This is a genomic window from Neorhodopirellula pilleata, assembly GCF_007859915.1.
In the GTDB taxonomy this organism is placed as follows: Bacteria; Planctomycetota; Planctomycetia; order Pirellulales; family Pirellulaceae; genus Rhodopirellula; species Rhodopirellula pilleata.
On record NZ_SJPM01000008.1, the window covers coordinates 150,099 to 164,359 of the forward strand.

General features: G+C 56.6%; 8 protein-coding genes. 5 read left to right on the plus strand and 3 right to left on the minus strand.

The genetic code is table 11. The annotated features are described in order from the left end of the window. The first annotated feature begins 336 nt into the window (after nt 1–336). Genes Pla100_RS18530 through Pla100_RS18540 form a run of 3 tightly spaced genes read left to right on the plus strand, consistent with a single transcriptional unit; the run spans nt 337 to nt 6,127 of the window. Nucleotides 337–1,665 (plus strand): metallophosphoesterase family protein, encoded by a 1,329-nt coding sequence (locus tag Pla100_RS18530; protein ID WP_146579182.1) that lies wholly within the window; start codon nt 337–339, stop codon nt 1,663–1,665. Beyond that, nucleotides 1,662–5,630, plus strand: a complete 3,969-nt coding sequence (locus tag Pla100_RS18535; protein ID WP_146579183.1) for an AAA family ATPase — start codon at nt 1,662–1,664, stop codon at nt 5,628–5,630. Before Pla100_RS18530 ends, Pla100_RS18535 begins: the two co-directional genes overlap by 4 nt. An 11-nt stretch (nt 5,631–5,641) precedes the next feature. After that, the gene (locus tag Pla100_RS18540) at nt 5,642–6,127 is read left to right on the plus strand and encodes a DUF1569 domain-containing protein (protein ID WP_146579184.1); all 486 of its coding nucleotides are present in this window, start codon (nt 5,642–5,644) and stop codon (nt 6,125–6,127) included. A 314-nt stretch (nt 6,128–6,441) separates the two neighbouring features. Here Pla100_RS18540 and Pla100_RS18545 read toward each other — a convergent pair whose 3' ends face one another. The 3 genes from Pla100_RS18545 to epmA are packed head-to-tail and all read right to left on the minus strand — an operon-like array spanning nt 6,442 to nt 11,109. Then, nucleotides 6,442–8,805, minus strand: coding sequence for a S9 family peptidase (locus Pla100_RS18545; protein ID WP_146579185.1), 2,364 nt, complete (start codon nt 8,803–8,805; stop codon nt 6,442–6,444). A 27-nt stretch (nt 8,806–8,832) separates the two neighbouring features. Further along, on the minus strand, nt 8,833–10,110 hold the full coding sequence (locus Pla100_RS18550) for a nucleotide pyrophosphatase/phosphodiesterase family protein (protein WP_146579186.1): 1,278 nt from the start codon (nt 10,108–10,110) through the stop codon (nt 8,833–8,835). 18 nt (nt 10,111–10,128) lie between these two features. Continuing rightward, complete coding sequence (epmA, locus tag Pla100_RS18555; protein WP_146579187.1) at nt 10,129–11,109, minus strand: EF-P lysine aminoacylase EpmA; 981 nt, start codon at nt 11,107–11,109, stop codon at nt 10,129–10,131. A gap of 189 nt (nt 11,110–11,298) precedes the next feature. Here epmA and Pla100_RS18560 point away from each other — a divergent pair, with 189 nt between their 5' ends. Both Pla100_RS18560 and Pla100_RS18565 read left to right on the plus strand, forming a co-directional pair. After that, the gene (locus tag Pla100_RS18560) at nt 11,299–12,435 is read left to right on the plus strand and encodes an acyl-CoA desaturase (RefSeq protein ID WP_146579188.1); all 1,137 of its coding nucleotides are present in this window, start codon (nt 11,299–11,301) and stop codon (nt 12,433–12,435) included. 751 nt (nt 12,436–13,186) lie between these two features. After that, the gene (locus tag Pla100_RS18565; protein WP_231603201.1) at nt 13,187–14,260 is read left to right on the plus strand and encodes a hypothetical protein; all 1,074 of its coding nucleotides are present in this window, start codon (nt 13,187–13,189) and stop codon (nt 14,258–14,260) included. The last annotated feature ends 1 nt before the right edge of the window (nt 14,261 follow it).

The window sequence follows — 14,261 nt, forward strand, 5'->3', positions numbered from 1 at the left end:
CGGCGGTTTGCACGGCCGTTAACCGGGGCTAACGCCCATCGGCTAATTGTTGTCATTCGGTAGACGATTAAATCAACATCCCGCTAGGCAAGTTCGAGATCGACTCAGGTAACTATAGAAGCCCAGCGCCCCCGCTTGAAGACCTTTAAGGCGGGAATCTTTTCATCCAGTTTCACTTTTCTTGCAAATTGATTTTGCGAGAAACTCTTAGATTCGTTAAAGTTTCACGGCACGACGCAAATCCATATCCCGCCAAGCGGCCTATTCGACGATCCGTCGAAACGACTCGAAGTCACCAGGACGTGAACGCGGACATCGGTTTTCAGGGAAGATACGATGCCGGGAGAATCATTCCGCTTTATCCACGCCAGCGATTTCCATTTGGAAACGCCGCTCGGGGATCTCGACCAATTGCCGCCCAACCTTCGCGACGCGATGGCGACGGCCCCAAGGGACGCTGCGGCAGCGGTTTTCGAAGCCGCGTTAGCGGACAATATCGATTTCTTGGTGCTCAGCGGTGATTTGCTGCATCCGGTCGCCGCCGGTCCTCACGGCATGTCGCTACTGTTGGATAATTTCGAAAAACTCAACGACGCAGGGACGCCCGTCTATTGGGCCGCCGGCATTGCGGATGATGCGAAGCAATGGCCTGAGGCTGTGCCACTGCCCCCGAACGTGACCCTATTTCCCCGCGATCGAGTACTGTCGGTTCCGTATGAGCGAGCGGGCCGCGTCGTTTGCCGGATCGTCGGACGCAGTAGCGAAGGTCGGGCCTCGCTGCACGTTCCCGGATTCCAAACCGAGGCCACCGACGAGTTTACCGTCGGCGTCGGCTACGGGACCGCCGATGCCGGTGCGCTCGCATCGGGTCGAATGGATTACTGGGCCTTGGGTGGACCTCACAACCACACCGATTTTGACGGTGGGGCATCTGCAGGAGCCTTCGCACCCGGGTCGACCCAAGGGCGATGTTTGGACGAAACCGGGCCGCACGGCTATCTCGTCGTCGACGTCGATGCCGATCAAACCGCTCGGGTTCGCCGCGTCGAAGCGGACCGTTTTCGATACGCCCATGTCTCAATCGACGCGGCCGAAATTCGTGCCGTCGGCAGCCTGAGAAATCTTCTGGGCCAAAAGATCACGTCGTTGGCCAATGAGAACGGCGGTCGACATCTGTTGATCGCTTGGGACGTGACCCTAACCGATCCAGAAATGCTATCGATGGTCGGTGACCCGATCGAACTGCTTCGTCACCTTCGCCGAGACCACGGTAACGGCAATCCGGCCGCTTGGACGACCCGCCTGACGGTGCGTCCGCCGCGCAACTATCCCAAATCATGGCGAGACGAAGACACCATTTTGGGCGACTTTTTGCGGGCGTCCGAAAAGTTCCGCAAGTTCGCCGCCGGGGTACCTGTCGAATCGGTATCCAACGCCGGAACCAATGACTCCGGTGCTGCGGCTGGTAAGCCCGCCGCAACCGCCCGTCTCGGTGGGTTGCGTTTGATGCCCTACACCGAAGAGCATTCCGATCTTTCCAGCACAGCGGCCACGTTGCTCGGCGAATTGCCGGCCGGCGACCGCGACGCCACACTCGATGAAGCGACCCTCTTGGGGGCTCAGTTGTTGCGCGGCGACAAACCGTCTTGGGGACGCAAATCATGAAGATCAAAGACATTCAAATCGACGGCTTCGGAGTTTGGACTGGCCTTTCGGTCGATTCGATGAACGAAGGCATGACGTTGTTCTACGGCCCCAACGAAGCGGGCAAGACGACGTTGATGCAATTTCTCCGAGCGATGCTTTACGGATTCACTCCCGAACGACGTTCGCGATACCTGCCACCGGTTTACGGTGGCACTCCGGGCGGCGCGATCCGAGTGACCGGCCCGGGCGGCGGCTATGAAATCCGACGACACAGCCAACTGACCGATGTGGACACGACCGGGCGATTGTCCGTCACCGGTTCGGACGGACTGAGCCAAGGTCAGCACCGCTTGCAAAGCTTATTGGGCGGAATCGACGAGGCGATTTTCTCGAACGTCTTCGCGATCGGCATCCGAGAACTTCAGGAACTCAGCACACTCGACGACACTTCGGCCGCCGACGAACTTTACAAACTCAGCAGTGGATTGGATCGCGTTTCACTCGTCGACGTGCTTCGCAGTTTGCGGGCCGGCCGGGGCGAAGTTGTCGGTCGTGGCGCGGCGTCGGCCGATGAAGAAGATGCGGCGGTCAACAAGCTCGCAGGCATGATGACCAAACGCGAGAAATTACGCGATGAAATTCAACGACTCAGCGGTCAGACGCGGCGATGGAGCGAGTTGGCCACCCAGCGACGCACCCAAAGTCAAGAGATCGATAACCTTCGCGAGCGAATGACCGCTTGGGAACGCGAAGCCCGATGTGTCGAAATTGCAACGGGTGTTTTCGAGCCATGGCAAGAGCGCGAGGCGATCCGAGAAGAGATCGCGGCGATCCAAAACGAAGCCCATCTTCCCGATGAGGCACCGTCGCAACTTGTTCAGATCGAAGCGATGATCGAAGAGCGACGCGGCAAGGTCGAGGAGATCAAAAACCGTCGCCGAGGCCTGCGTGACAAGGCCGAACAATTGCCGGTCAACAAACGATTGTTCGACTTGCAAGGACGCATCGAAGCGGCAACCCAACAAGCGACCTGGGTGGAGGCATTGCAGGAACAGATCGACCGTTTGGACGTACAGATCGAAAAAGCACGTAAACAAGTCGAAGCCGACGCCGACCGTTTGGGCCTCGATGAGAGCGAGCGCGAACAAATCACGAAGGGCGACCTTGTCGGAATGCCCGACCTTTCCAAACAAACGCTTGCGGCCCTGAGTTCACCAGCCAAGCATTGCAAAGAGCAATTGTTCTTGCTCAAGCAATACCGCGCTGAAGGCAAGACCCACAAAGTTCGCGCCGAAAAGTATGGCGAGAAGTTACAAGAGATCTTGCAGCGCGCCCACGCAAGTGATCTGCAGCTTGCGATCAAGCGCGAAAACGATCACATCGCGTCGCTGCGTCAACGTATCCAGCTCGGCCAGCATCTTGAGAAGCTGACTCGCCACTATCGCGACTTGGAGCGTGAATCGATCGAACTGACAACCGATGAGGCGTTGCCGATCGATCGTTTGTTCGTGCTCGGTTTGCCGTTCATCTTCGGCGGCATGGCCGTGCTATACGGCATGTTCAACGTCTTTCAGATCACGACCTTTGTCGCTCGCCCCAACCCGACGACGGGGATGATGTTCATTTTGTTCGGTGCGATGGCGCTGTTGGTTTACTACCTCAGTCGCGAACGTGGCCAACGCAGCACGGTCCTGGATCTGGAAGATTGCGAGCGACAAATCGAAAGCGTTCGTCGTCAGATCCGCGAAGTCGAATCGGAGCGTCAGGACATCGATTCGCATTTGCCGACGAGCAACGAATCGCTCGAAGCCCGTTTGCGTGAATCCGAGTCGTTGCTCGCCGAACTCGAAGAGTCGCTGCCGACTTACCACGCACACGAGGCCGCCAACCAATCCTACAAAGCCTCCTACGTTCGCGCCACGAAGGCTGCGGAAGGTCTCAAAGCCGCACGTCGAGAATGGACCGCGACGCTGGACCGTTTGGGTTTGTCGACGACGTTGTCACCAAAGAGTGTTCGCACACTCGGCGACGGATACGAGACGTTGCAGGCGAGTTTGCGACGACTAAGTGATTTGCGTGAGGAACGTGAGCAGCGTCGCCGTGAACGACAAACCATCTCCAAGCGAATCGAAACGCTGTACCTCGAAGCACTCGATGCGTCGGGCGAAGACACGCTTCCGCTGGTGTCCGGACACGATCCAGAACGGCTTTCCGCTCGCAATTCCGAACGAGAACGAGCGCGTCGGGATCCACGGGACTCCAAACGAGATGCAAAAAGCCGCAAAGAGTCCTATCGAACCCACGGGCCCAACGGATACGAAGACGATTATACCGACTACGACGTGGACGCTTACGACGACGTCAACGCCGACGCGATTTCATCACGAGTGAAAGTGAACGTCTCCAGTCAAGCACAAAAGCTTCTCAGTTCCCGCGCCAATCCGCTCGATCAACTCAATCACCTTCATGAAGAATTGGCCCGTCAACAGCACTGGATCAAGCAGCGTCGCGACCTGAAGCTACAAGACGCCCAATACAAAAAACAACAGGCGATGCACGCCCAAGCGATCGAACGCGGTGAACAACAGCGTCGTGCTCTATGGGCGAAATGTGGCGTGGCAACGCCGGAACAGTTCTACCAGTTAGTCGATCGAAAATCCTTGCTTGCTGAGCATGAACAGCATCTTGATAAACTGAACAAGCAGATCAAAACGATGATCGGCAACTCCGTCCAGTACGACGACGTGGCTCGAGAAATCGATGGTGCCAAGGCGACCGACCTGGAACGACGCTGGGACGCACTGACAACTCGGATGAGCGAAACCGAAAATCGGATTGCTCAGTTGCAAACCGCCCAAGGTGAACTCGCCGCGAGCATGAAGCAACTCGGGGACGATGATCGCTTGATGACCGCCCGGCTGGAACTCGGTTGCGTCGAACGTCAGCTCAATCAACTCGCCCGACGTTGGCAAATACTCGCCACGGCGAGCTGCCTGCTCGAGGACGTTTGCAATACCGTCGAGAATGAACGCCAACCCGAAACGTTGCGGGAGGCGTCATCGTTCCTGAATCAATTGACCGATGGAAAGTACGTGCGAATCTGGACGCCGCTCGGATCGAACCAATTGAAGATCGACGATCACGACGGCAAGTCATTGCCACTGGAAGTTCTGAGCCGTGGTACGGGCGAAGCCGTCTTCATCGCGTTGCGACTATCGCTCGCTGCGGCATACTCCCGACGCGGGGTGATGTTGCCATTGATCTTGGACGACGTGTTGGTCAACTTCGACGGGTCCCGCGCCGAACACGCCGCTCAAACCCTCAAAACGTTCGCCGAACTCGGGCACCAAGTCATGATGTTCACCTGTCACGATCACATCGTGGACATTTTCCACCAAATCGGCGTGGAAGTTCGAGAGATGCCGACACAAGGGGTTCCAGGTCGCGCCGGAATCCTAAGCCCGCCGGAGGAAACGTACGAAGAGGAATACGAGGAAGAGTACGACGAACCTGAATACGAAGAAGAGGCCGCGCAAGCGGAGCCAGAACCGGTCGTCATCGCCGCTCCGGTACCGCAGCCCTTACCGGTCGTCCCCGCCGCAGCATTGGTCATCGATGATCGTCGAGTGATCCCATCGCGCCCCACGCCGCCGAAGTCGAAATACCGATTCGCGTTTCAGCGTTTGGCTCGCCAACACCGTCGCAAACGGGCTCCCAAAATTTCGATCGAAGAGCGGGTCGCGCCCAAACCGACCCCGGTTGCACGCGTCGTGATGGAGAAGAAGCCCAAGCGGAAACCCGTTGAAGAAGTGCTGGAGACTCGCGAAGTCGAAGATTCGATCCAGTGGGCATGGTTCCAACGCGAGCCCGCCGATGGTCGGATTGATGCCGAAGAGGCCGCCGCCGAAGCTGCCCGGAACCAATGGCTACCCGAAGAAGAACGTGATCCAAATCTCACCGCTGCAGACCCGTCTTGGTGGTAGGAGCCACGATCATGTCCAAAATTACCGGGAACCGCTCGCTCCGTTTCGACACCCTCGCCGAGGGAGTGTCCGAGGCGGAACGGCTGGCAAACTTACCGACGACCACGGCCGGACAGTTCTCGCATGCCCAGAATGTCGATCACTTGGCGAAGACATTGCGGATCGTTGTCGGTGACGAGTCAATCCCGAAGTTCCCACGTTGGTTGAAGTGGCTCGTTCGTTTGCGTTTGAACGCGATCTTGACGCAACCAGCGAAGCCGGGCATCCGATTACCCGCGAGTGTCCAGCCGCGTTTTTGGACCGAGGATGACATCAGCATGAACGAGGCGATGGACTCTCTGCGTGAAGCTTACCAGCGTTTTGAAGAAACCAAATCCAGTGGATTCCCCACTCACCCGCTCTTCGGCAAGCTCACCAACTTGCAACACGAACAGCTGCAGTGCCGCCATTTCGAGTTGCACCTGGGAATGATCATCCCTCATCCAAACCGACCGTAGGCAGTAGGCAGTAGGCTGGGTGGAGGAGGCTCGGCGACGAACACCCGGCACCTTCCCGTTTGTTCCAAACTTAAGCTTAAACCTAAACCTAAACCTAAACTTCTGAAGCAAGAAACGTTCGTCAGCTGTCCTCATCCTACGGGAACGCTAAGGCGAGTTTAGGTTTAAGTTTAAGTTTAAGTTTAAGTTTAAGTTTAAGTTTAAGTTTAAGTTTAAGTTTAAGTTTAAGTTTGCGCAGAAATTGCTTCGTTTGCCGGGTCTCCGCTATCGCTGCGACCCAGCCTACTTTTGACCCGGCCTACATTTGAGGGCGGTTACTTGGGGAGGAGGTTTCGTAGGAGGAAATTCGTCATCGTTTTTCTCAGGTGCATGACCGTTCCGCTGCCTTCGGTGATCGAGTGCGAACGTCCGGGGTAGGCCATCATCTCGAAAAGCTTTCCTTGCGCGACCAACTCGTTGATCAATCGCTGCGTTGACGCGTAATGAACGTTGTCGTCGGCGGTTCCGTGGATGATCAACAGAGACCCTTCCAAGTTCTTCGCATAGGTGATCGGCGATCCTTCGGTGAACTTCTCGCGGCCGTCGTCGATCAGCCCCATGTATCGCTCTTGGTAGATCGTGTCATAATCCAATTGATCCGAAACCGGTGCCACCGAAACGGCGGTCTTGAACAGATCCGGATAGCGGAAGATCGCATGAAGCGAACTCGAACCTCCACCGCTCCATCCCCAAACGCCGACGCGAGAGGAATCCAAGATCGGAAAACGTTCGAGCAAGCGGCGGACAGCGGCGGCTTGATCGGCGGGAGGCAGGATACCGATCTTGCCGTAAACCGCTTGGCGAAACGCTCGCCCTCGCGGCGACGCGGTTCCTCGGTTGTCGATGCTCGCCACCGCGATGCCGTTTTGAACCATCATTCGATTCCACAGATATCCTTTGCCGCCGTAAACGTCACGGACCGTTTGCCCGGCGGGCTCGCCGTAAACGTAGACCAACAAGGGAACACTCCCTTGGCTAACACGCTCGCCGTCAACGTCGGCAGGAAACATCACCCAAGCATCCAACGCGACTCCGTCATCGATCGTCAGTTGGATGAACTCTTCACGTACTGGTTTGAGCTCTTTCAATGCTTCTCGGACCGACTGATTATCATCGATCGTTTCGATGATCTCGTAAGTATCGATGTTCACCAAACGCTTCACCGGAGGCGTTTGGAAGTCTGACCAAGTTTCGATCGCGTACCGCCCCGACGGACTGATTTCATACTGATACGTCCCGCCAGTTTCCGGAGACACTCGCGATTCTTGCGGGTCTGGTGAGTTCGCCTCGACGCTGTAAAGACCTCGCGTTGTCGGATTGTTCGGCGAAGCGGTCAGGAAAATGCGAGCGGTCTGCGAATCGACATGATCGATTTCGATCACATCCCAATCACCACGCGTGATCGGCGTGAGCGTCGTTTCGGTCAACGACTCGTTGAACGACAACCGGTAGAGTTGATTCCAGCCGGTCTGTTCGCTTTGCCAAACATAATCAATCGTTGAAGGATTCGACTCCAACGATGGAATGCGGTGAAGTTCCGCTTGATGCATTACCCAACCAGGACTGGTTTCGGTGTGAACAACGTGCGCCGATCCGGATTGTGGATCAGCGATCCACAAGCGGTTCTGGTTTTGACGTCGATTGAGTTGTTGGATCATCAAACGTTCGCCCTCCGTTGGGCTAGCGTCTGTTTGTTGCTCCGACGGTTCGATCCACTGTAATGCCGCGAGATAGTTTTCTCGAGGATCACCGTCGATGTTCATCCAAACGGTCTGGTCGGTCGCCAAATCGTGGACTCCGATTCGGACCGCCGAATTCGTTTGGCCTACCTTGGGATAGGCGAACTCTTTCAGCGTCGGATAACGCTGCGATGCGTTGTCGATCAGCGTTTGAATCGGAACACCGGATTGATCGGTTTGCCAAAAAGCAACCTTGGTCCCGTCGTGATTGAATTGAAATCCTTTGGTCAGCCCGAGTTCTTCTTCGTAAACCCAATCGAACGTTCCGTGAATCGTGTCGACTTGGTCGCTCGACGCGATCGTCTGTTCCTGGCCGGTCGAAATGTTTTCGATCATCAGATCGCCGCCTCGAGCATACGCCACTGATTCACTATCGGGTGACAACGTCGCATACATGATCGCTTGTCCGCCCGCGATCGCCCGCCAGGACTTCAAGTTCAGGTCGTAGATCCAGTACTGCGCCAACGAAAAGTGACGCCAAACACGTTGTGACCGGGTTTTCACCATCAGCCACCGCCCGTCGTGGGAAAACTCGTAATGATCGACCGATCCGATCGGATCGGCGGGAATCAAAAGTGTGGTTTCCCCAGCCGCATCGGACGGACCGACCGGGCGACGGACGATTTGGACGGTTTTGCTTTGGTTTTCGTCTTCGGAGTTCGGCTCTTGTCTTAACAGCACATCGTCGACGTCGTCCCACTTCAGCGAAGTATTCTCCGTATCAAAATCCTCGCCCTGGTAGATGCGAGATAATGTCAGCGTTGTGCGATCGTGCACCGCCGGCGGTGGCGGTCCTTGATCAGCCGCAGGCGGATAGGCATGGCAATGATTCGACGATGAAATGGCCCCTGCCGCAAACGTACAAACGAAGGTGAGCGAGATCGTCAATCGCGTTTTCATGAAATGACTTTGTCTTGGCGAAATTGTCTACAGAAGTGAATGAACGTAATCGGGGAAATCTGTCATCATTTCGGGTGGATGACCAGGACCGATCACGAGCGGGCCACGTTCAGGTTGATCGGCGAGTAACCCATGGCTGCCGCGGACTAACGTGGCGTCGAGCGGAATGACGTCCATTTTGTATCGCATCCCGAGCTTCTTTTGCAGCAGACGCCCGCCCGCCCGCAGTTTGCTGGTCATGAACAGTTCGCACGGGTCGTAGCCTGGTTTGCGGTGGATATCGACCGTGCGGGCGAAATCAGGAGCCAAAGCGTCATCCAGCCAATAATAATAAGTGAACCAAGCATCCGCTTCCGAAAGTGCAATCAATTGACCGCTGCGAGGATGGTCCAAGCCCAGCTCGCGCGGGCGAACGACGGCGGCCACGCCTGGCGTTTCGCCGAGCAGCTTAGCAACGACATCGATTTGTTTGGGATCACGAACATAAACATGGGCGACTTGATGATCGGCCACGACGAACGCGTCGCAGTCGGTCGGCAATAACATCTCGCCAAAGGGGCCCTGTCGGACTTTGAGATGACCGCTTTGACGCAGCACACGGTTGAGGTGCACGGGTTGATCAACGGACGTCAATCCGTACTCGCTCACCACAACGACCTGCGCATCGATTTCGCCGGCCGCCTCGATCACCCGACCGGCCGCCGCATCGACTTCGGCGACCCGCTCGGCAGATTGAACGGGAAACCGTTGGAAGTCGTAATCGAGGTGGGGCAAATAAGCCATCGTCAATTGCGGTTGCACGCGTCGCATCACCAACGCCGTCGCATCAGCAATCCAGTCGCTCGACGCGATGCCCGCCGCCGGTCCCCAAAATGCAAAGAACGGGAACGGCCCCAAGTGCCGGGTTAATTCGCATCCGGTCCAGTCGAGCACGTCGAACGCTTTGGAACCATCGCAACCATAGTGAGGTTTAGGCGTGGCGCCGTACTTCGCCGTCGATGCTTGGTTGAACCACCAAAACATCTTGGCCGTTTCATAGCGATCATAAAAAATATCGCCTTGAATCAACGTGCGAGCCTGTTGCCAAAACCGAACTTCTTGAGTGTCGGGATATAGCCAGCCGTTGCCGACGATTCCGTGCTCGCGAGGCATCGTTCCGGTCAGCATGGTCGCTTGGCTGGTGCAAGTCACTGCCGGCACGGGGCTTGCCCAAGCCTGTGCCTTGCCGACCGCCGCCAAATGTGGAGAGTGGGGCAACCATTCCGGTGTCAAACCCACAACATTGAGGATGCATAAACGTTTCATGAGCACCGCACCTTATTCCTAGGCAACGTCGATCGTCAACGGAGCGACTTCGCGAATGTGGGCGGCTCCGCATTGCAACATGGCGAGTCGGTCGACCCCCACGGCCACACCGCTGCATTTGGGCAATCCTTTCCTCATCGCCCCGACCAACGTGGTCTGTGTTGGCAAAGGGTCACGACCGTTCTGTCTTCGCGTTGCGTTGTTGATCTCGAAGCGTCGGACGAGTTCGTCGGCGTCGAGCAATTCGTCGTATCCGTTGGCCAACTCCATCCCGCGATAAAACAATTCGAAACGTTCGGCAAACCGAGGATCGTCAGCACAGGGCCGTGCCAAGGCCGCTTGAGTGACCGGATAGCGAGTCAAAATAGCGGGGACAGTTTGCCCGAGGGTGGGTTCAACGTGATGGGAAATCAAGACATCGAGCAACGCGTCCCGGTCTCCTGCCATCGATTCAGCCAGCCCCGCGTCGATCTCGGCAACCCGGTCTCCCAGTTGTTCGACCGCGCAGGTGACCGGATCGAGATCCAAGACTCGCACAAACGCGTCTAGGTAGCTAACCGTTTCAAATCGATCGGTTTCGAAAACCGTTTGGGCGAGTCGTCCTAGCAACTCGATCGCCGACGCCGCGTTTCCGCCGACTTCGTACCATTCCAACATGGTGAACTCGACATTATGTCGCACCCCGATCTCCGCACGCCGAAAAACTGGGACGATCGCGAAGACTGACGGGGCTCCATCGGCAAGCAGTCGCTTCATCGCGGACTCAGGCGAGGTTTGCAAAAAGTAACGATCGCTCGAAAAATCCTCCGCGCCGCCCCCCACTGCAAGCCCAATTTCACTTCGGGGGATCGAAATCGGATCTAAAAACGCGTCCACGACACAGTCCCGGCTCAGGCACGGGGGTTGGACTTCGATGAAGCCTCGCTCGTGAAAAAAACAGCGGATTTGACGCAACAATCGGTCTCTTTGGATCAGACGGCTGGCTAGTTCCGAGGACATCAAATGGGCTCAATCGCGGGGACATCGGGGTGTCGCAAAAAACAATTACAAATCCGTTACATGTCCGTGTCCAGGCGGTGACATGAATTGCTCGGGCGTTTGATACGATTCGGGCGGAAAGACGGCACTTCGGTGGCGTTTAGGATTGTCACCCATTTTTGTCACCACGAGACTAGGACCCGTTCTCTGATGTCGACTGTTATCGAACCTTCCCGCTCACGCGGCGGAACCACCCATACTCACCCCGCCCCCGCCGACGTTGACGCCAACGTTGAAACGCTCGACCCCAAGGACGCTGAGATTTGGAATCGTCCTGGACTGGAGGGTTATACGAGCCCCGAAAGCGAATCTGAAACTTCCTTGGATCATCCGGCCGATGAAGACGCGGACGCTTTGTCCTCGCTCGTCGCCCAGAAAGCAGCCAAGAAGCTGGACATGGCTCGCCCGACCGTTGCCGATCGCAAACGAATGGACAACCTAAGCTACTGGGCAATCGGATGGCTTGTCGTTGCCCACGTGGTTTGTCTGGCGGCTCCGTCGTATTTCACTTGGTCGGCGCTAGGCGTCGCGTTAGTGATGCACTGGATTGCCGGTAGCCTCGGGATTTGCCTGGGTTATCACCGCATGCTGACGCACAGCGGAATGAAGACGTACAACTGGGTCCGTTATCTGTTCGCCGGAATCGGATGTTTCGCCGGCGAAGGCTCGCCGTTGGACTGGGTCGCCGACCACCGCAAGCACCACGCGCACAGCGATCAAGAAGGCGATCCGCACTCGCCCAACGACGGAAGCATCTGGAGCCACATGTTCTGGTTGGCGTTCCACACCCACGGTGGCGATCGCAAAACATACTTGGAACGTTGGGCACCGGACCTGTACAAAGATCCGATGATGCGTGCGTTCGACATGTTGTTCTTGCCGATTCACATCCTTGTCTCGGTCGCGCTGTTCGGAATCGGCTACGCGATCGCCGGTTTCGACTATGGCATGTCGTTACTGTTGTGGGGCATGTTCGTCCGTTTGGTCGCCGTGTTGCACGCGACTTGGATGGTCAACAGTGCCTCGCACATGTTCGGCTATAAGAACTACGAAACGACCGATGACAGCCGAAATAACTGGCTGGTCGCGATCGTCGCCTACGGCGAAGGTTGGCACAACAACCACCACGCCTACCCACGGATGGCCAAGCACGGCCACAAGTGGTGGGAGTTCGACATCACTTGGCAAGCGATCCGCTTGCTGCGTGCCGTCGGATTGGTTTGGGACGTAGTCGATTACCGAACCGCCGCCGAAAAACGAGCTGCCGCCGCCGCCAAGCAGGCCTAACGCGTTCTGAACCATCGGCTGGGGCGCAGCCGCTCAAGTAGGCTGGGTCGCCGCCGCTTCGGCGGAGACCCGGCATCGCGCACCGATTAACCCGCCCGCAACTTAGCGAGCGTCGCTACATCGTTCATCGCCGCGTTTCGTGTTATTTGAACCCGGTTGATACAAGCCCGAAGGGCAAGGGCGTGTTGATTTGATCGTAACCCGCTGCGTGAGCGAAGGATTCATCTCCTTGAAGTCCTTTGTATGTATCCCTCGCTCACGCTTCGGGTTGCGATGAGGACTCAATGTACAGCCCTTTGCGCATCGGGCTTGTATGGTTGTTGCAGAGCCGCATTAAGGCTCAGATCAGGCCGAGGAAAACGAAAAAAGGCGAGGCCGGCTCCGAAGAACCGACCCCGCCTCGCACGGGGGGACGCTTAATATCTTGGTGTAGTTTTCATGTTGTCGTTGGCGTTCCCTCGACAAACTAACCATAGTCCGAATCCCGGCCGGTTCGAGCCGCTCGGTCCGATTTCTTAACGAATCGCGCTCCCCTCTTCCCCAACGCTTCCGGTCGTGGCACTGGTAGCGGTTTTGTGTGCGCGGATGAAACACCTGGACACTATCTTCGGGTTTTTCATGAAGATGTGCTCGGCTTTGGATTGAGTCCTGGCGAACTTATGCCGATTGAAACGGTTGGAGGGGGGCCTCCGTCACAAAGGGATCATCCTTTGTGTCCATTTCATCGAATACTGAAACGGAAGCGACGGATATGTCACGGACAAACAGGAACGGGAATCAGGTGGATTGGGTTCGAGCCGGAGTATTCCGGGTCGGCCGCTGCTCAGCATTGGTCGCTGCTTGTGCCGCGTGGCTGGTCACGACCGTGACGGCCGATCAAGCGGTCGCTCAGCGGCCTGTTGTACCTGGAACGGGCGTGGAGCTTTTGGGCGTGTCGGATGATTTCGAAGACCCGAATTGGCGATACATCCCCAACAATCCCAAAAGTACCGAGGACATCGACGATAACCAACGAGCTCCGTTGGGAAAAAGTAGCAATGGTCGTTGGTACGAGGGCGTCAAACGGGGCCACCCTGATGTTGTTCAACGGGTACCAACACCCGCCGGCGGTTTACCCGGAAGCCAAGGTTCGTTGTTGATGCGAAGCAAATTCACCGGCATTCCGGGGATGTCCAGCGGCACCATGCACCAAGACGATTTCATCTGCAACGTACAGTATCGGTTGAACCGACGTATCGACATCTCTGAAGTGCCCAGCGTCACGACGCGTGTGTTCTTACCGCCGGTCGCCGAATGGGAGAACCGATCCGGGCCGCATTTCGGATTCCGTCTCGCGTTGGAAACTACCGCAATGATCGAAGAGGAAGTCGGTTTCTTTAAAATGAAACGAGAAGAGCTGGGTAACGAAATCTATTGGCCGGGCATGTTCATCGAGTTCGAAAGCAAAGACCAAACTCGCAAGCCACACGATTATGCCTACTTGCGAATCCGCAGCAACAAGAATGGCGGCGACTTCCGTGGACCGCAGATCACGACGACCGGATGGTGGACGTTGGGACTTAGCTGCACCCCCGACGGAATGGTGCATTATTATGCGGCTCCTGGAATCGATGAACTGACCGAGGAAGATTACATTACCAGTCAATTCCCCTACAGTTACCAAGCCGAACGGATGCGAACGTTCTTCTACAATGTATGCAGTGCCGACGACGGTCAACGTTGGAGCACTTCGTTCATTGTGGATGATCCGAAGGTGTACGTCGTCCGTCCCAAAGGCAATATCCAAACCGCGGGACGACCGAAAACCACCAGTCGCAGTCGTTAGG